Below are 19,270 nucleotides of genomic sequence, written 5' to 3' on the forward strand. Positions count from 1 at the left end.
GTCGAAAAAGGGAATCATTTCACTCCGTTGAATATAAAAGATAAATTCTCTTTTTAAAGGAGCTTAAAATAGTGAACGTTCAATTAAAAATTGTTACGAGAGAAAATTGGGAAGACGCATTAAAGTTACGAGTTAAAGAAAATCAAATCCATCTTGTTCCCGCAGTGGCAGTATCACTTGCTAAAGTATACATAAAACCAGATGGTGAAAATGTCGAATATATTCCATTCGCTATATATGATGGTGACCTTATAGTTGGTTTTATTATGCATGCTTTTGTACGAGAGTCAACAGATATGTATTGGATTAACGGATTTATCATTGATGAAAAAGAGCAAGGAAAAGGATATGGAAAAGCAGCATTACAGGAAATCATTAACTTAATAAAAAATAACTTTAAAGAGTGTGAGGAAATTAGATTAACTGTCCATAAAGATAATATTTCTGCAAAGAAACTATATGAATGTTATGATTTTAAACCATTAGGAAATGTATATGACGGTGAGGAAGTATATCGCTTATTGTTGTTGAAATAAAGATGTACTGTTTTGAAACAATAAGTTGTTCCGTTAAAGGGTCATATTGCGGAGAATTGGTTGTACTAATTCATATAAATTATCGCAAACTCAATTCACGCAATTATTTAAACATTTTATTATAAAACAGTATTTATATATACTTAAACTATCATTAATAAAAACATCAATGGAGGAACTAATATGAAAGAAAGCAATAAAAAAGAGTTGTCACTAGAGCAACGTGAAGAATTACTACAAACATTGAAAGATCGTTTTGAGAATAATATGAACCGTCATAAAGGTTTAGAATGGGCTAATGTTCAAGAAAGGCTGGATGCTAATACTGAAAAGTTGTGGTCGCTCAACGAAATGGAACGAACTGGTGGCGAACCTGATGTTGTTGATTTTGGTAAAGAAAAAGGCGAATATATTTTTTATGATTGTTCAGCAGAAAGTCCTAAAGGTCGTAGAAGTGTTTGTTACGATCTTGAAGCGCTAGAATCAAGAAAGAAACATAAACCAGAAAATAACGCTATTGATATGGCAACTGCCATGGGTATTGAACTATTAACGGAAGAAGAATATCGTACATTACATAATCTTGAAAATTTCGATATGAAGACGTCGAGTTGGGTGCAAACACCTTCTGATATTAGAGAACTTGGCGGTGCCCTTTTTTGCGATTATCGCTTTGGACATGTCTTTGTGTATCACAATGGAGCAGAATCCTACTATGCCGCAAGAGGTTTTCGTGGTTCGTTAAGAGTCTAAAATTTGTACAGGCAGGTAAATTTGAAGTAGAGAATAGATTTGCTTAGGGAATAGTAGTGATTGCATACTTTAGCTACGGCTTCGATTTTGAGGCCGCAAAGAATAGGGCTAATCAAACCTTATTGTAAAAGAATGAATCAACTAAAAATATTAAGAGTATGTTTTGATAATTTTCTTCATAAACATACTCTTTTTTAGAATCATTTATCAAAATTATTAGTTTTAATTAACGTATAAACGAGAACTTGTAAAAGGTACTCTTGCAATTATCAATGAAATTCACCCATATGAAACACCTATGATTTATATTATCCCGCTTTTAAATGAAAATTTTCGAGCAAGTATAAAGTGAATGATTAGGAGGAATACAAAATGAAAAGTAAATTCCATCATATTGTACGAGCTATCATGATAAAAGATGAAAAATTACTAGTTGCTGAATACATAGGCCATCACTATTTTTTACCCGGTGGTCATGTTGAAATTGGGGAATCAGCAGAGAATGCACTAATAAGAGAGTTACGATAAGAACTTGGAGTAACTTACAGTATAAAACAATTTTTAGGCGTCATAGAAAATCAATGGCAAGCCAAAGAAACCCTCCACCATGAAATTAACCACATTTTTGAAATAGATTCAAATGAGTTAAAATCCGATTTCACTCCAATATCTAAAGAGTCCCATTTAGCATTTCACTGGATTGATTTTAATAAAGAAAATATAAATTCCTATACAATAATGCCGACACCTTCAGTAAAAGAATTACTAGAAAAAAATTAAGTGATGAACTATTAACTTGCTGGATTAGTAATTTTTAATTGTCTCTATTTATATTAATTCCGTCCACTAAAAGAATATAAAGAAAATAGGCTCATAAACAAGGTACATCACCTAGTGTAAAGTCATATTTTGTTGATGTACGCATTTAGTCTATAGCCTTATTTCTACTTTATTTTTAAAAGTAAATAAACTCGAAAATTTGGACGGAATTTACATTTGTAAATGGAGGGTTTCATAATGAATGAGTTTCAACAAGAACTACAAGCGTTAAACCTTAATGCTTATCAACCTGGTAATGTTGTGTATTGGGATCAGCAACAAAATCAATATCCATATTACTACATTCAAGACGATGCACGTCGTTGTGGCGGATGCGGTGGCGGCGGACGTTGTGGCGGTTGTGGTGGTCGCTGTGGTGGTTGTGGCGGCGGACGTTGTGGCGGTTGCGTAGGTTGTGTAGGCTGTGTTGGTTGTTTCAGCTGTTCTAATTGCTGGAACTGGTGGTTTATTTAAGTATTATAGATCTATAATATTTCACATGAAAGAAAAGTGCAGATGCAAAGTTATAATGTATTGAAACTTTTCTTTCATGCTGTTATTTTTATATGTTTTAGGGGGATATTTATTTGTACAAATATGAAAAATTAATTTCATGGGTAGAAAGCATTAAAGAGACCAATCAAAGTTCTGCGGCAGCACTTTGTATTATTAAAGATAATAAGATTGTACTAGAGCATTATAGTGGAACGCATTCAAATACTCCTACTAGTAAAAAAGTAACTATATCTTCACAATTCAATGTCGCTTCCGCAAGAAAAAGCTATTTAGGATTAATGGTAGCTTATGCAGTTTATGAGGGGAAAATAAAATCTCTTGATGACGAGGCTGTAAATTATTTTAAAGAATATGATCCTTCATTACTTGGAAAGACAACGATAAGACATTTAGTAACTCATTCACACGGTTTAAATGAAACCGATGATGGGACAGCTTTTCGTGAATTTGAGCCGGGACAAGCTTGGGCGTACAGAGATATTAATGTAAGAATGGTGACGCAGCTTATTTATCAACTGTATAATAAGAGTTTTCCTGAACTATTAAAGGAGCGTGTATTCACACCTGCTGATTTCAAAAAAACTGGATGGAGAATAAAACAAGATGATAATTTAGTTAAGGTTGTTGTAAACCCAGATGAAGATGCAATAAGTAGTGTTGGTGCAGTAGATGACGGCTCCGAGAAAAATCTTTTTGTCTCTGCGAGAGAATTTGCATTTTGGGGTAACCTTCATTTAAATAAAGGGTTTTTAAATGGTAAACAAATTGTGCCAAAAGAAGTTATAGCACTTGCTACGAGCTTACAAAGTCCAGAGTATACAAATAAAGAACTACCTCAAAACGGGTTGTTTTGGTTCGTTCAAAATGAACCTGCTTTATTTAGCGAACTTGGTGAGCGAGTTCCTAAAGGTTCCTATCAAATATTAGGAATTACAGGACCAACAATATTAGTCATTCCAGAATATAATGTCGTCGTTGCTAAAATGTACAATAAAAGATACAACTATGGTGGGGATAATTATTTATATTATTTACGTGAATTTAGCAATTTAGTCGCTGATACATTTAGTAGCAGTAAAAATACTATGGTTAGGGTATAACTACTCCTATAATAAAAAGGAGTGAACTTTAATGAAAAATGAAGTGAATAAAAATAAAAAGCAAAATATAAAGGATGTAAACACAGAACAAAACGCGATTTATAGCGATCCGAAAGATGCAGCTAATATGCAAACTGTACCGCAGCCGAAAGACTTTGAGGAAATTGAATATTAATTTTCTCTCCGACTTATTTATGAAAGAAAAATACGTCTTAAGTCTCATCACTTTCAGCAAATTATTTGATAACATATATACATAAGCATTCGAAAATGTCTTATCTTAACAAAGCTTTCTTTAAATGCTGTATATAACCTACAAAAAGGCACTTCTTGATGAAGTGTCTTTTTGTGTAAGCTAACTCAATTTCCATTTTCCGTACAGTATCTTGCAATTTATCATGGGTATACTAACTGTGAAAATTCATGTCATGATAAAAGAAGGGGACAGTTAGCATGAAACAAACATCTATAAATCCATTGCTAATTGTTCTAGGTACAATCATTGTTCAAATTGGCCTAGGAACAATTTACACATGGAGTTTATTTAATCAACCCCTTGTAAGTAAGTTTGGATGGAACCTCAATTCAGTCGCGATCACGTTCTCAATTACGAGTTTTTCTTTATCATTCTCAACTCTATTTGCAGGAAAGCTACAACAAAAATTTGGACTTCGTAAACTTATCGCTACTGCAGGAATTGTTTTAGGACTCGGTTTAATACTTAGTTCACAAGTTTCCTCATTACCATTACTTTATTTATTAGCCGGTGTTGTCGTTGGATACGCTGATGGAACAGCATATATTACATCACTATCTAATTTAATTAAATGGTTTCCAAACCGTAAAGGACTTATTTCTGGTATATCTGTTTCGGCATATGGAATGGGAAGCTTAATCTTTAGATATATAAACGGAAATCTTATCAACAGTCTTGGAGTATCACAAGCATTTTTATATTGGGGTATTATCGTCTTACTATTAGTGTTGATAGGATCATTCTTCTTACGTGAAGCAATTGTAAGTAACACTGTAACTGAAACATTACACAATGATTATACGCCGCGTGAAATGATGAAAACAAAACAAGTATATCTCTTATTTTTCATGTTATTCACATCATGTATGGGCGGACTGTATTTAATCGGTATGGTAAAAGACATCGGGGTGCAGCTCGTTGGTCTTAGTGCAGCGACGGCCGCTAATGCCGTCGCAATGATTGCAATCTTTAATACAATAGGTAGAATTATTCTTGGAACGTTATCAGATAAAATAGGTCGATTAAAAATCGTCTCGGCTACATTTATTATTATTGGATTATCCGTCTTCACTTTAAGTTTTATTCCACTAAATTACGGAATTTATTTTGCTTGTGTAGCAAGTGTTGCCTTTTGCTTTGGTGGTAACATCACTATCTTCCCAGCAATTGTGGGAGACTTCTTCGGATTAAAAAATCATAGTACAAACTACGGGATTGTTTACCAAGGTTTCGGATTTGGTGCACTTGCAGGATCATTCATTGGAGCACTACTTGGCGGATTTCAGCCAACCTTCATTACAATCGGTGTTCTATGTGTTATATCTTTCGTTATCTCTATAGTAATCCGCCCTCCAAATGCAGAAAAGAAGAAGGAAATCAAATCGTTAAATCGAAAAATAGCTTAATGCTAAGAAAGAGTCCTTATACTAGGGCTCTTTTGCTTTACAAAAAAATGTATAAACAATGAATGACATTCAAAAAATCTAATTTTTTCCCTGTACTTATTTCATAATCTAACATTAAAGAAGATAGGAAATTCCGATTATTAAATTGAATAAATAATGTAAAGGGGCGTGATAGTTAAAATGCAAATAGTAAAGCAATGGGTACAAGAAGATAGTGATTACATAAGAGAAAAAGTAATTGAATATAACCAAAAACAACTTTCAAATGAAGAAAAAACACCTTCAGAAAAGATTAGTTTTATAGTGAAGAATGAAAAAGAAGAAATAGTAGGAGGGATAACGGCAATCACATTTTGGCACCATGTATATGTTGACTTCCTATGGGTTTCTGAAGAATACAGGCATGAAGGTTATGGAAGCAATTTAATGAATCTTATTGAAGAATTTGCAATAAAAAAAGAATGTAGGCTAATCCAATTAGATACTTTTAGTTTCCAAGCCCCTAATTTTTATAAGAAGCATGGATATAAAGTGATAGGGGTAAGTGAAGATTATCCTAAAGGGCATAATCATTACTATTTAGAAAAAAGGTTATAAATGAATCATTAAAGAGTGTATTATGATTAATCTTTTTCAAAATATGCTCTTTTCTTTTGTGTGTCTATGAACACGATATCGTTTCGTATTAGTTATTTACTCAAATTACTTTTTATGAATCAAAACAATTTAATGATAGAATAAAATAAAGACAGAAAATTTTCACCATTCAAGGGGGTTACATATGAAAAAAGTAAATGTTACATACGCACTTCTATATGATGAAACTCATGAAAAGCTATTAATGGTTAAAAACAAAGGGGAAAATGGTTCTTATTACACTTTACCAGGTGGAGCAGTTAAATTCGGGGAAACGTTAGAAGAGGCAGCAATTCGTGAAGTGAAAGAAGAAACAGGGCTAGACATATCCGTAAAAGGGGTTTGTTCCATTAGTGAAGCCTTTTTTGAGGAGAGAGGACATCATGCAATCTTCTTTAATTTTTTAGGAGAAATAACCGGAGGGGAAATCTGTATATCACGGCCAAAAGAGATTGAGGAGATTACCTGGATGGAATTAGATTCAGCAGAACCTTATTTACGTATACCAGAACACTTAAAAAGCCTTTTACAAAAGAAAGAAACAGTTCCTTATATTTTTAATGGAACTATTATTCATCAATCTTCATAAAGATAGTATTTCATTTAAGGTGGGGGAAAAATGGAGTTTATCGTTAATCACAAACAATTTACACAAGCTCTTTCAGAAGTAAGTAAAGCTATCTCAACAAAAACTTTAATTCCTATATTATCCGGAATAAAGATAACAGCAGATCAATCTGGAATTACTTTAATCGCAAGTAATTCGAATATTTTCATTGAAAAATTTATACCTATTTCAATTGAAGACGAACAAATTACAACTATTTTAAAAGCAGGAAGTATTGTTGTACCAGCAAAGTATTTCATTGAAATTATTAAGAAAATGCCAAGTGAGATTTTAATAAAAAGTATGAATGAGCAGTTGATTACAATTCAATCAGATGAAATTACTTTAAACTTAAATGGACTCTCGGCAAATGAATTTCCTAATGTACCATTTTTAGACTCACATACAGAAATACAAGTAGAAACGGAACAGCTGATTGAGGTATTCAAACAAACTGTCTTTGCAACTGCTAAAAATGAATCTAGACCAGTTCTTACTGGCGTACATTTCGTTATTGATCATAACAAATTAATTTGTGCTGCTACTGATTCGCACAGACTGGCTTTACGTGAAATACCCATTTCTTCACATGCGAAATTAAATTGCATTGTACCAAGTTCCACTATTAGTGAACTACTAAAATTAATGAGCAGTAATTCAAATTTAGTATACATATATCTTTCAGAGAGTCACATTATTTTTAAATTCGGTACAATTACGTTGTATTCAAGGCTTATTGAAGGGAAATATCCTAATATATCCGGCCTAATTCCAAATGAATCCCAAACGATTATTAATATAGATAGAAAAAAGATTTTACAAGGTGTAGATCGGTCAAGTTTATTGGCTAGTGAATGGGCAAACAACAACGTTAACTTAGAAATCATCGACGAATGCACAATACAAATTTCTTCCAACGCTTCTCAAATTGGTAAAATATCCGAGACACAACAAATAGATGCGATTCACGGTGAAAAGCAATTAAATATATCTTTCGACGGACGATATATGGTCGATACTTTAAAAGCAATAAAAGAAGATAGAGTTACTTTAAGTTTTGGCGGTTCCATGAGACCGATATTAATTGAAGCAGGTGAACAATCTGCAGCAGTATATTTAATATCGCCTGTTAGAACTTATTGAGAACAAAGGAAGGAATTAAATTATGTACAAGCACACTTTATGTTTTATAAAAAGAAATGAAGAAATACTTATGCTAAATAGAGAATATGATCCTGTAAAAGGATTATGGAATGGTGTAGGAGGGAAGATAGAAAAAGGAGAAACACCGTTAGAAAATGCAATTCGTGAAATAAAAGAAGAAACAAATATAGATGTTGAACAAAATCAAATTCAATTTAAAGGCATTATTAAATGGGAGGATTCCTCATATTCTGGTGGCATGTATGTCTATTTAGTAAAGCTACTTAATGAATTTACATATCACACTCCAAAAAAAGTCTCAGAAGGAATTCTAGATTGGAAAGAGGTATCTTGGATTCTAAGTGACTATAATTACGGCGTAGGAGAGATGATACCTAAATTTTTAACTGAAGTACTTTATAATGAATTAATATTAGAGCACTCTTGCGTTTTATCAAATCATAAATTAGTAGAGTATAAGAATAAAGAATTAGCTAAGCAGACCAGCCCAATAGATTCAATACATAAATTAGTGTAAGCAGTAACAGAAAATAGCTAATGTAGTCGAAGTGAAACTAAAGATAAAATTTAACGTGAGGGAGAGTATTTTAAATAGCAGGAAAGCAAATATAGTAAAGTAGTAATTAGGGGAGATTAGTATGTAATAGAAGGAGGAGCTCATGAAAAAAGGAAATCAATTATTTTGGATATATATAACTAGTATTACTATTATAATACCTTTAATTATTTACTTAGCATTGGCAGCCTCTAGCGAAAAATATACCCTTACTCAAGTGAAAAAAGCTCCCAATATCCCATCAGCTATTCAAGATTCAAACGATATGGAAGACCCTACAGGATATTGGACAACAGAAAAGATGAAAAATGCAATTCCAGTAGATAAAACAAAGAATTTTAATAGATGAGTCATAAATGAATAAAAAGCGAACCATCAATATTAAATTGGTTCGCTTTTTATTATACTTACACTTCTCGCCACCAAGCAGCCGTAGGATAATCTTTAGATTGTAACGTAATAGCTTCACCGATTTGTGGCGTTGCAATATTAACCCCTAAACGATTTGCTTCTTTCGTAACACGTTCAATTGGATCACTCCATTCATGTAATGCTAACGTAAAAGCACCCCAATGAATAGGAACAAGCAATTCTCCTTTAACGTCAATATGAGCTTGTACTGTTTCTTCTGGCAACATATGAATAGCAGACCATCTCGTATCGTACTGCCCGCATTCCATTAAAGTAAGATCGAATGGACCATATTTCTCACCAATTTCCTTAAAGTGAGGCGCATAACCGCTATCACCGCTAAAGAAGACTTTAGTTTCTTGACCAAGAATAAGCCATGAACACCATAAAGAACGATCTTTATCTGTCATACTTCGTCCAGAGAAATGCCTTGCAGGAGCGCAAACTAACTTAATATTATCAAACGTAATTTCATCCCACCAATTATGTTCACTAATTTTATTAGGTGAAACACCCCATTTAATAAGATAACGCGCAACTCCAATCGGGACATAAAAATGCTTCGCATAATCTTTTAACCGCATAATACTTTTGTAATTTAAATGATCATAGTGATTATGAGAAATGATAATCGCATCAATTTCTTGAAGTTCATCATGTTCTAAAGAAAAAGCACCACTATACCGCTTACTATTAAACACAGGAAATGGGGAAGAGGCATCTCCAAACATAGGGTCTAATAACAATTTTTTACCTTCTATTTTCAAAAGAGAAGCAGAGTGCCCAAACCATGTCACACTCTCTAAAGATTCATTATTTTTATTCGATAAAACAATAGGTAAATTCTTTACAGGACGTAGCTTTGTTTTCATTTTAAAGTAATCAGTCATTAAACCGATAATATCTTTCGGATTAAAACTTACATCAGTCGGAATTTGATTCATATATTTCTTTTTCATTAGTTCTCCTTTTTACGTTTAACAATATACGTATGTTGTTATTGTAGCTAATTGTAGTTTAAACGAAATCATTTTACCTTTCATCTTAAATGCAGTACATTTCATAAATTCTTCAAATTTATTATTTATATATAAAAAATAGAATTCATTTAGCAGCAGCTAAAACTAATATTATGTATTTGTGAATTGTTTTGTTTAAGTACATTCTTTCTTATAAACAACAAAGACCGTATGTTTCTTTATATGTTATAGAAGCAGATAGGTAACTAATTATCCACAGGAAGGAGAGTCTATAAATGCTAGAAGAAAGAAAAAAGAAGTCTAAATGTAAACTATTAAATATCAATAATTAAATATAGAATTCTAGATAACCTTAGTATAGGTATCAACATAGCTATACTAAGGTTTTTTATTTGAAATCATTAAAGGATACTAATTTTTATTTATAGAACATAGTAAATACATAGGTTTTACAATTAAATTACTAAAAAAGAAGGTATTTTAAAATGCTTGCTAATTATACTCCGGAGAAAATACTTAAAACAACTTATGAGACAAAAATGATTTCATAAGTTGACAATTATCCAACTTTAAAAATAAGCGGAACAAACCTTCAATATTTATTTGTAATGCTCCATCTGGGCATAGAATCAAATACTATAAAAACGAAGCTAAATTGGACTAACGAGGAATTCGAAAAACAAATGCACGCATTAGAACTAGGAGGTTTATTGAATGAGACAGAAGGGAGTTACTATCCAACATGTATGGTTATAACAGCTAATGAAGGAGAAAAACTGTATAACCTATGTGAGCCTCTAATTAAAACTGCACTTAACATAATTGAAAAGCATTCTAATCAAATTGATGCTATGTCTAAAAGAATCGAGACATTTAATCATTTACCTAAAGAATCGTATAGTCTTTTACTATATAGTGGTGTGTTATTAGATTTTGGACAAATAATTAACATTGAGGAAAACTATTTAGAAACAGAACGGCCTTTGAGAAACAATAAAAGATATTATTATGCGATTATAGAACAAGAACAAACAGACAAAGAGTCCTTTGAAATGTATGGTAATACGTATTTGGATTTAGGGGAATATCAAATTGGTCTTTATGGAAACACTCGATATACAACTTTGAATTTAATAACTGCGAATTAAGAAACGTTTGAAGAATATTTTCACGATGCTATTACTGATATTAATTATACAAAAAACAATTAGTTAAAAATTTTGTAGCAGTAGATAGACAAGTAGACTTAAATTCAAATGTATTATACGAAAAATTAGGCTTATATAAAAATTCGCAATGAATTATCCCAGTGTTTAAAGCTAAAGTTTTATCTATACTTAACGAAATCGCGAACACAATCAGTAAAGATTTGATCTTATTATGTAAAGAAAATAAGAAACCTTTAAAAGAATACTTTGCAAGCAGCAGATACGCAAAAGAAATAACTTACGAAGAATTTTTTATTTGGTGGTATCACTTTTTCTATACAAAAATAACTGAAGAATTAATAAAACAAGGCATAATTAGTATCAGCACTCAAGAAAATCAAACATATATAATCTATTAAATACCTAATCTTATAAATATAAGCAGCGTATTATAACTCCACATATGTAGCAGAAGGATATGTGAAAAATCATTTGTAAAATAGATATTCATCTAAAATCAAACATGAAGAAAATACGATATAAATAGGGGAGATGCACCTTGCAAAAGAAATTTATCAACCCGGAAACTATGCCAGCAACTTTTGGATACTCACATATTGTTGAGGTTAGTAACGCTACACGGACAATTTACATATCAGGACAAGTAGCGATTAATGTTGATGGTCATATAGTTGGGCATGGAGATTTAGGTACACAAACGCGCCAAGTATTTGAAAATATTAAAGTAGCATTAGAAGCTTCAGAATTAAATTTTAATGATGTAGTAAAATTAACATTTTTCTTAACAGATATTTCTCAAATGGCCATTGTTAGAGGTGTTCGAGATCAATACATTGATACTAAGAATCCACCAGCAAGTTCAGCTGTAGAAGTTAGAAAGTTAATTAACGATAACTTATTAATTGAAATCGAAGCAATTGCTGTAGCAAACTAATTTTAAAAACTTATTCTTAATCATATCAACGCAATTCGTTCACTTTAAACGAATTGCGTTTTTTATTAACTAAAATATAAATTATACACGGAAACATTCTTATCAATAACACAACATAAATAACTTAAAAAACAAATAACCACACAATCTACAACACATTATGAACCAAATTAAAAAGGGGAGGCTAACAACCATAACTAATATATAATAGGTTTATTACTTTTTACTAGTTTACATAATATATATTATACGAAGTTATATAGAGTAAGTGTTTATCTGTATCAAAAACCAAGTAAACTATACTTAATGAGACGGAACGGGGATTTTTAATGAGATTCACATAAAATCTTATCTAAATGAATTTCTACAGTTTTTATCGTTTATTTTGCTATAAATTAATCACAGCAAATCTTAATCGATTAATTATCGTTTAACGAATCAAAAATAATTTTGATTAGCACGGAATTTTTTTTATGCGAAATAAATTTTTCTATACAAATGATAAATTTCATTTTATGTTTTGCTTTATAGATTTATTGCTAATTGCATATGTTTTATTATTTTATATTTTTGTTGTTATTTCTTTTATTTACGCTTGACTTTCATTGTATTCTTCATTCTAGTTAACATAACGTTTATTTTTAACGTAAAAAAATCCTCCTCACCTTCAGGAAGATTTCTTTTGCTAGCTAGTAATCCATTTATCTATTTTTAGTAACAATCCCAATTGTAAATAACATTGGAAAAATCTAGATTTAATAAATCGTCTTTCTTTATAAAGAAATTAGCAACACCAGAATCTCCCCACATAATATTTAATGAATCATCTGTATCGATTTGCAGCAATAATATATCATGTTGCTGGTATTTTTCTTCCCATTCCCTTGGATCTGTCTGTGTGAAAAATGGATAACCACCAATTTTATGCCCTTGATCTTTACATAAATCATCATACAGTTCGCCTAATTCTGTATTATTTTCTTCATCAACAATTTCTTCCCAATCAATTTCCTCACTAAACATCTTTTCAAATCGATAATCCCTTGATGTTACGGGCTGATAACCCAATTCAAACTTTAATTTGGCTGCTTCAGGTATGATAAAGTCCTCTAATTCTGAAGTGTTTAAATAACTAAAATCAGTAATAACCTTATTTAAATCTTCTATAATTGTAGAATGATAAATAATTCGAAAGTCTTTTTGGATTGTTGGATGATCAAAATCTGCTCCGTAAAGCTCATCTTCAGCACTTACGAAAAACTGTAGCATACCCTTTTGAGGCATATATTCAACATGCGGCATTTCTTCAAAGTTTAGCTGCGCAAGTAACATCATAGGTTGTCCATTTGAATCTTTAGGATGCTCTTGATCTATAGGTAAATACGGATAACCACCAAATTTACTCTCAAAAAGCGTTGTCTCTGCTAATATTCCAGACGCTTTAATATAAGGTTTCACACTTTCTTCTAAAATACTACGATACTGCTCTAGTTCTTTCGGAATTTGAAGTTGATACGTATTCTTCATTACATTTGCCTCCCCTTAATAATGAATTGAAAATGCCCTACTTAATTATATAGCAACAGATAACTTCATTGAAAATCGTTAAATATCCGTTTTAACCCTCATTTTTTGCGCACTTGGCGGACAAAGTAAATTATGTTCTGAGACCTTTTTATTAATAGTTGTAATTAACATAGCTGCTTCTACATTATCCGTTAGTTCTTTTAAATTTTCTTTTAGATGATCTATTTCCTTTGAAAGTTCAATCCACCTAGGCAAAACATGATTATTTTTCAAAGTTCTATAAAGTTGCTTGTCAGGATTATACGAAAGATTTTTATCAAGATTAAGAGGTTTCCCTTTCCCAGGTAAATCATTAAACGCTCCTGTCTTTTCTGCCTGTTTAACGATAGAGCTAATATGATCCTCATACGTGAACGACCAAACTTTTTCATCTTTAACTAAAATTTCTTGTTTTTTAAGTTTTTTATCTAGCTCATCTTGATTCATAGATTCTCTCTCCTTTTTATTTTATAGTGTGGTTTTTATATGTTTTAATGCTTTCAACCCATCAAATAACTTTTCTCGCCACCAAACACCGTCATGACCGCCTTGAAACTCTTCATAAGTAATTCGGTATCCTTTTTCTTTTAAAGCTTTATACAGGCGTCTATTAGCCGTTAAAAGAGGTTTGTTTTCAAGTTCTCCTGCTGCTATGTAAAAATGAGGTTGACTCGTATTAGAATCTATAGATGAAATTTGATTTTCAATCCAAGGAATTTGATTTTCATAACCATCCTTTTTCCAATGCACGGATCCAGACATTGACAACACGTTTCCGAAAACATGTGGATTTTGAAGCGCTGCATAAAAAGCTGCTAAGCCACCAAGACTGAAACCAGCAATTGTTGTATGATTCTTTTCTTGATATACGTGATACCTAGCTTGAATCCATGGAAGTAGTTCCTCCGTTTAAAATGTATTCATTTTATCGTTATAAGTTAGCTCTTCTAGTCGATCAACGGGTTCTATTGCAACAGCAATACAAGATGGGATTTCTTTTTCGTATATTAAATAATTGAGTGTTCTTGCGATTGAAAGGTTATTAATGAATGAATTCCCATCAAACACAATGAGAAGTTCTTGAAGATGTGAAGTGTGAGAATAGTCATGAGGCGTATAAATATAAATTTTACGTGTGTCATTTAAAATCGTACTATGAAAAGAATATGTTTCAATTTTTCCAGATGGATAATGATCTGAAGGAAAACGACCGCTATACTGTACTTCCATTCCTATGTTTAACACAGACGCTTTATTGGCATCTTCTCCAAATGTATTTTTATTAAATCGATCTAGTTGGTACTTTTCACTGCGCTTTATCCAATCATTTTCGAAAAAATCGTTTACTGAAAAATAGTACGTTGAAATAAAACTCTCATCCGTCCTAAACGTTACATACCAAATATCTGTCTGTAACAACCGTTGTAGTTGATTTACAGACAGATCCCAACCAGGAAAACTACCGAATACATAAACGTTTTCAGTTTTTTGATCCTCTAACCATATATACGTTATAAGCTTATACTGATTTTCTACAGGATATTGTTCTATTAGTGGCGTATTATTTGACTTTATTTCATGCAAAAAAGTATAAATTGCTTTCTCGTTTCCTTTTTTTAATTGATTATTAAGCTCCTCTAACTTAGGACTAATTATTGAAGTCACCCATCTGCCTCCTTTGTATTTCTTTCTTTTCACTAGATTGCTTTTATAAAATTTAGGATTAGTATGTTATGTATTTAGATGAGTTATTTATTTAGAAGGTTTATCAATTGCCTGAATAGAAAGTTCCAACGCTTTTATTCTTCTTTCTAAAAGTGTTCTTTGAGGACTACCAGCCTTAGACTTATCATAGGCTCTCTCAATTGATGGAAGCAAACCAGCAAGGATATTACGAGCTTCTGCTAACTCTTCTTGGCTATACCGATGACTTTCTTGATTCCACACGTTCTCTAACACTGCTAGCCCTATACAAACGGCTTTAAGCCTTTTTTTCACTAAGGTAGTATTTGCTCCCTTTTGAGTCATCTGTGAAAAAGCATTTTCAAGTTTACGAATTGTCGATTGTAAAGATTTTATTGATTCCAATTTATCTATATTTGACACGTTTTCCATGTTACTATTGTTCCTCCTGGCTTAACTTATTTAATACTGGATATAATAAGTACTTGATTTCACTCGAAATATTTTATCATAAATAACTAACTATATTCGAATTGGATAATGGATTAAAGGAAAACGGTATCTAAACGCCTCTCCCTCCTTTACATCATTCTATATGTACTTCTTTCTTCGTATTAGAATCCCTATATAAACAAGGTATTAAAATTGTATTTTTTATGAACAAAAAAACGCACAAGCAGCATAACTTGTACGTTTTTATTTTTATTCAGTAAGATAATACAGTAATAGTTTCCGGGCCTTCTCATAATTCATGAAATCTCTATACAAAATGGGATACTTCACAATTTCTGTTTCTATAAAACGATATTGCGGAAACCATTCAAAAAACGATTTCTTTAGCCACTTTATTTGATCAAACACAATCTCCTTTTCGTTGTTATTAAGTATGTAACTTAAAGTACCTGCTGTATGCATCCAATAATAATTTAAATCAGCGCTTATGCAATCATCTTCTGTAAACATATTATTAAAATCTTTTCGTATTTTTCGAAGGTCACAATTCGGAAACGGTTTAAGCAGCGGACTATGCATTTTCTGCAATTCATTAAAAATAACCTTTTTACCTAATAGCAACTTTCCACCCCTTTATTTCTCTATCCAATTTAATAATTTTTCATAATGATATTGAGCATCTGTATAGCCGAGATTATATAGGTTAACAAGTTTCTCTTTATTTCTTTCTATTCCGCTTATAGGAAGCTGTGCGCTTGGCTGAATTACATAAAAATTATCTTTTTGTTCGTTGTGATTCATATAAGATACAGTTTCATTATAAAAACGATAATGTTCTACTAAATGCTCTGCGATTTTTGGATATCTTCTATATAAAATTTTAGCTAGTCCAGAAAATTTATTACGCTGCTTCTCGTATCCTTCTGGCTTTGTCATTATAACAACGTTTTTTAAATAACCATCATTTTGCGCTTTAAAAACTGGAATAGGATCTATAATCCCTCCATCTAACAATTTTCGATTATCATATTCTACAGCAGGTGCTATAAACGGCACAGAGCTTGATGCACGAATAATTTTTAAAATATCATTTCCATGTTCTGTTTTATTATAATAAACTGCCTGTCCAGATTCACAATCAGTCGTTCCGATTACAAACTGTTCATTTGAATTTAGGAATGTTTGAAAATCAAACGGTACAATTTTGTTTGGTACTTCATCAAATAAAAAATCCATTCCAAATAATTCACGTTTTTGAATTAAGTTTCGATAAGATATATACCTGTGATCTGCTACTAGCTCTGTATTCACTTTTTTATTTCTTCCTTTTTGACGTGACAAATATGTTGCTCCCATACACGCTCCGGCGGATACACCGACTACATACGGAAAGAATAAGTCCCTTTCCATAAAATATTCGAGTACTCCTGCAGTATATAATCCTTTCATTCCGCCGCCTTCTAATACTAAACCGATATTTTTCATGCTATATCCCTCTACTTCTGTTTTCTTAATTATATGTTAGCACAAGATTTTAGGATGAGGTTATATAAATTGGTTGCAATAATAACAAAAAACTATTGAAGCAATGTCATAATCTATTAGCCATTCGCATGGTACAATATAAGAAACTCATTCCACATATTATAAAGGAGGAATTTCATATGGGTTTATTTAGTGGTATTTTAGGAAATGCATCAAGTGCGAGTACAGAAAGCGTTGAACGTGATTTAGAAAAGATTATGCTAGACGATGAGAAAGTTGAGCATGCTTATAAATTAATTCGTGATTTAATCGTATTTACAAATCGTCGTCTTATTTTAGTAGATAAACAAGGAATATCAGGTAAAAAAACAGAGTATCATTCTATTCCTTATAAAAGCATTACACAATTTAGCATTGAAACAGCTGGGCATTTTGATTTAGATGCAGAGCTTAAAATTTGGGTATCTAGTATGGATGATCCAATTACGAAAGAATTTAAAGGTGACGATAGTATTTTAAGCATTCAAAAAGCGTTAGTAACATATACGACGAAATAACGCCTTTTCGCATATTTATTCATTATCGAAATTACTAACCCGAGTATTTTGGAAGAATATGCGTTGTTTTTGTATATTTAATCTAAAATAACATAAAAAGGTAAAGCGTATTTCAAATGCTTCACCTTTCTTTTTTGTAATAAATAAGTGTAGTTTTATCATTTAATTTCTTTATTACTTCTGTTCTTTTATACCCCATTTTTTCGTATAGAAAACAATTTCTTTCTTCTTCTAAAATCGTAGCAAGTTCAAAACTCCGTGCTTCTGGAAACATCTCTTCAATTAAAATAAGTACCTTCTTAGCGATTCCTTTCCCTTGATAGATTGGATGAATGAACATTGGACTGATCCAAAATTTATAAGGTCTTTCTTTTTGGGATATACATATCGCTTCAACAAGGTTCGAATCTATTATCATCTTATAAAAGTTGTTGCTCGGATTATTTATTCTTAAAATAGTTTTTTCAATAGATTCATTTGCTGGATTTGTTTCATAGTCTTTATATTTATTTAATAAAGGACTAAATGAGTCTATTTGCATTTGAAATAAAACTGCTGCATCAATTTCTGTCGCCTTCTCTAATGTTACCAATTTAAACGCTCTCTTAAAGAAGTAATATGAGCTGTATGATGACGACCGTGCCATGCATATAGTCCAATTGCAGCAGCAAGTTTTGTTTCTCCTGATTCAGGATGATTAAATGTCTTTTCTAAATCTGCCGGTTCTAAAGAATATAATAAGTTAATCCATCTTTTATGTAATGAATCTAGCATTACAAGTGAAACATCTACTGGTAATTTCGAGTCAGGTAGCTCTGCCCATTTTTCTTCTTTGTACGGTTTAATAGTTGGATTCTTTTCTGTCAGTGCTAATTTAAAGCGTATGTAGCTATTCATATGACTATCAACAACATGATGAACTACTTGGCGAACAGTCCATCCACCGACGCGATACGGTGTATCTAACTGCTTCTGATCTAAATCTTTTATCGCTCTTGCTAGTTCATTAGGTAAATCCTCTATTTCTTGAATCCATTTATCAATTATTTCTTCTGTAATAGTTCCTACGTAAGTAAATTGACCTATTGGATAACGTAAATCCTTCATGTACATGTCCCTCCCTATTATTTTTAACCCTTAGTAGTCCTCCAAATATAATGTACGAAATTTACGTTTTCTCCGTTTAAATCTACAGTAGTTGTCTCCGCTTGCTTTTCACGAGAAAATCCGTTCTTTTCTAATACAATTTGTGAAGCTATGTTATTTGTTGTTGTCATAGCATGTATTTCATTAATTTCATAGACTCTTGCTTGAGCCAAAATCAATTTTACAGATGCTGCTGCAACTCCTTTTTTTGTAAAATCCTCTCCAACTCGGTAGCCTAACGACCCAATTCGTTTTTCCTTATCTACATCAACTAAATTGATACGTCCTACAATTTCTTTTTCTGTATTACGTATGAGATGAAAATAAGAAATCCCCTCAGTTTGTTCTTTTAATAGTTCGGCAAGTTGCTTTTGAAAGTATTCATACACGTAATAATTAGAGCCACGACTTGGTACCATTGTTTCAAAAAATGATTTGTTCGTGAGTTCAAAATTAAATAAATCTTCAGCGTCTTGATTCTTTAATTGTTCTATGTATATTTCCATCCCGTTTACTCCTTCTTGATTTACTAACTGT

Annotated in this window: 22 protein-coding genes and 3 pseudogenes; 15 read left to right on the forward strand and 10 right to left on the reverse strand. The window is 31.7% G+C overall.

The window, feature by feature from the left end:
- Positions 1-71 precede the first annotated feature (71 nt).
- The 12 genes and pseudogenes from BG05_RS18445 (at position 72) to BG05_RS18500 (ending at position 8,698) form a co-directional block, all read left to right on the forward strand.
- Positions 72-536 carry a GNAT family N-acetyltransferase gene (locus BG05_RS18445; protein WP_002168287.1) on the forward strand — a complete coding sequence of 155 codons (465 nt, stop codon included), beginning with the start codon at positions 72-74 and terminating at the stop codon, positions 534-536.
- Between the two features lie 183 nt (positions 537-719).
- Positions 720-1,289 (forward strand): DUF4256 domain-containing protein, encoded by a 570-nt coding sequence (locus tag BG05_RS18450; protein WP_000665071.1) that lies wholly within the window; start codon positions 720-722, stop codon positions 1,287-1,289.
- 372 nt (positions 1,290-1,661) lie between these two features.
- Positions 1,662-2,107: pseudogene (locus tag BG05_RS30660) on the forward strand (NUDIX domain-containing protein).
- 199 nt (positions 2,108-2,306) lie between these two features.
- Positions 2,307-2,582 (forward strand): heterocycloanthracin/sonorensin family bacteriocin, encoded by a 276-nt coding sequence (locus tag BG05_RS18460; protein WP_001001869.1) that lies wholly within the window; start codon positions 2,307-2,309, stop codon positions 2,580-2,582.
- 113 nt (positions 2,583-2,695) lie between these two features.
- Entirely contained in the window at positions 2,696-3,724 is a 1,029-nt protein-coding gene (locus BG05_RS18465; protein ID WP_002127614.1) for a serine hydrolase domain-containing protein, read from the forward strand.
- Positions 3,725-3,755: 31 nt separating this feature from the next.
- A complete protein-coding gene (locus BG05_RS31125; RefSeq protein ID WP_002013225.1) occupies positions 3,756-3,899 on the forward strand; it encodes a hypothetical protein in 144 nt (47 codons plus the stop codon).
- A gap of 278 nt (positions 3,900-4,177) precedes the next feature.
- The gene (locus tag BG05_RS18475) at positions 4,178-5,386 is read left to right on the forward strand and encodes an L-lactate MFS transporter (protein WP_002168289.1); all 1,209 of its coding nucleotides are present in this window, start codon (positions 4,178-4,180) and stop codon (positions 5,384-5,386) included.
- A 180-nt stretch (positions 5,387-5,566) separates the two neighbouring features.
- Positions 5,567-5,983, forward strand: coding sequence for a GNAT family N-acetyltransferase (locus BG05_RS18480; protein ID WP_003189589.1), 417 nt, complete (start codon positions 5,567-5,569; stop codon positions 5,981-5,983).
- Positions 5,984-6,167: 184 nt separating this feature from the next.
- Positions 6,168-6,611 carry an NUDIX hydrolase gene (locus BG05_RS18485; RefSeq protein ID WP_002085308.1) on the forward strand — a complete coding sequence of 148 codons (444 nt, stop codon included), beginning with the start codon at positions 6,168-6,170 and terminating at the stop codon, positions 6,609-6,611.
- Positions 6,612-6,641: 30 nt separating this feature from the next.
- Positions 6,642-7,772, forward strand: a complete 1,131-nt coding sequence (gene dnaN, locus BG05_RS18490) for a DNA polymerase III subunit beta (RefSeq protein WP_002127610.1) — start codon at positions 6,642-6,644, stop codon at positions 7,770-7,772.
- 22 nt (positions 7,773-7,794) lie between these two features.
- Positions 7,795-8,310 (forward strand): NUDIX hydrolase, encoded by a 516-nt coding sequence (locus tag BG05_RS18495; protein WP_003189593.1) that lies wholly within the window; start codon positions 7,795-7,797, stop codon positions 8,308-8,310.
- Between the two features lie 142 nt (positions 8,311-8,452).
- On the forward strand, positions 8,453-8,698 hold the full coding sequence (locus BG05_RS18500) for a hypothetical protein (RefSeq protein WP_003189595.1): 246 nt from the start codon (positions 8,453-8,455) through the stop codon (positions 8,696-8,698).
- Positions 8,699-8,756: 58 nt separating this feature from the next.
- On the opposite strand, the gene BG05_RS18505 is transcribed toward BG05_RS18500, so the two are convergent.
- A complete protein-coding gene (locus tag BG05_RS18505) occupies positions 8,757-9,719 on the reverse strand; it encodes an MBL fold metallo-hydrolase (RefSeq protein WP_002127606.1) in 963 nt (320 codons plus the stop codon).
- A 629-nt stretch (positions 9,720-10,348) separates the two neighbouring features.
- Between BG05_RS18505 and BG05_RS31595 the strand changes: the two are divergent.
- A pseudogene (locus BG05_RS31595) lies at positions 10,349-11,307 on the forward strand (hypothetical protein).
- A gap of 140 nt (positions 11,308-11,447) precedes the next feature.
- On the forward strand, positions 11,448-11,843 hold the full coding sequence (locus tag BG05_RS18515; RefSeq protein WP_002127604.1) for a RidA family protein: 396 nt from the start codon (positions 11,448-11,450) through the stop codon (positions 11,841-11,843).
- Positions 11,844-12,554: 711 nt separating this feature from the next.
- Here BG05_RS18515 and BG05_RS18520 read toward each other — a convergent pair.
- The 6 genes and pseudogenes from BG05_RS18520 to BG05_RS18545 all read right to left on the reverse strand — a co-directional run bounded on the left by BG05_RS18520 (position 12,555) and on the right by BG05_RS18545 (position 17,030).
- Complete coding sequence (locus BG05_RS18520) at positions 12,555-13,370, reverse strand: YwqG family protein (protein ID WP_003189602.1); 816 nt, start codon at positions 13,368-13,370, stop codon at positions 12,555-12,557.
- A gap of 78 nt (positions 13,371-13,448) precedes the next feature.
- Positions 13,449-13,856, reverse strand: a complete 408-nt coding sequence (locus tag BG05_RS31600; protein ID WP_003189604.1) for a DnaJ family domain-containing protein — start codon at positions 13,854-13,856, stop codon at positions 13,449-13,451.
- A gap of 21 nt (positions 13,857-13,877) precedes the next feature.
- Positions 13,878-15,074: pseudogene (locus tag BG05_RS18530) on the reverse strand (alpha/beta hydrolase).
- Positions 15,075-15,161: 87 nt separating this feature from the next.
- Positions 15,162-15,524, reverse strand: coding sequence for a hypothetical protein (locus BG05_RS18535; RefSeq protein ID WP_002127600.1), 363 nt, complete (start codon positions 15,522-15,524; stop codon positions 15,162-15,164).
- Between the two features lie 270 nt (positions 15,525-15,794).
- Positions 15,795-16,166: a YxiJ-like family protein gene (locus BG05_RS18540; RefSeq protein WP_002127599.1), complete on the reverse strand. Its 372-nt coding sequence runs from the start codon at positions 16,164-16,166 to the stop codon at positions 15,795-15,797.
- 12 nt (positions 16,167-16,178) lie between these two features.
- A complete protein-coding gene (locus BG05_RS18545; protein ID WP_002013252.1) occupies positions 16,179-17,030 on the reverse strand; it encodes a patatin-like phospholipase family protein in 852 nt (283 codons plus the stop codon).
- A 179-nt stretch (positions 17,031-17,209) separates the two neighbouring features.
- Here BG05_RS18545 and BG05_RS18550 point away from each other — a divergent pair, with 179 nt between their 5' ends.
- Positions 17,210-17,587 (forward strand): PH domain-containing protein, encoded by a 378-nt coding sequence (locus BG05_RS18550; protein ID WP_002065713.1) that lies wholly within the window; start codon positions 17,210-17,212, stop codon positions 17,585-17,587.
- 121 nt (positions 17,588-17,708) lie between these two features.
- Here BG05_RS18550 and BG05_RS18555 read toward each other — a convergent pair whose 3' ends face one another.
- From BG05_RS18555 to BG05_RS18565, 3 genes are read right to left on the reverse strand one after another with little or no spacing between them, the layout of a single operon-like run.
- The gene (locus BG05_RS18555; RefSeq protein ID WP_050541045.1) at positions 17,709-18,233 is read right to left on the reverse strand and encodes a GNAT family N-acetyltransferase; all 525 of its coding nucleotides are present in this window, start codon (positions 18,231-18,233) and stop codon (positions 17,709-17,711) included.
- On the reverse strand, positions 18,173-18,694 hold the full coding sequence (locus tag BG05_RS18560; RefSeq protein WP_002013255.1) for a YfiT family bacillithiol transferase: 522 nt from the start codon (positions 18,692-18,694) through the stop codon (positions 18,173-18,175). Before BG05_RS18560 ends, BG05_RS18555 begins: the two co-directional genes overlap by 61 nt.
- A gap of 23 nt (positions 18,695-18,717) precedes the next feature.
- Complete coding sequence (locus tag BG05_RS18565) at positions 18,718-19,239, reverse strand: GNAT family N-acetyltransferase (RefSeq protein ID WP_003189618.1); 522 nt, start codon at positions 19,237-19,239, stop codon at positions 18,718-18,720.
- Positions 19,240-19,270: the final 31 nt, after the last annotated feature.

The organism is Bacillus mycoides, from assembly GCF_000832605.1.
In the GTDB taxonomy this organism is placed as follows: Bacteria; Bacillota; Bacilli; order Bacillales; family Bacillaceae_G; genus Bacillus_A; species Bacillus_A mycoides.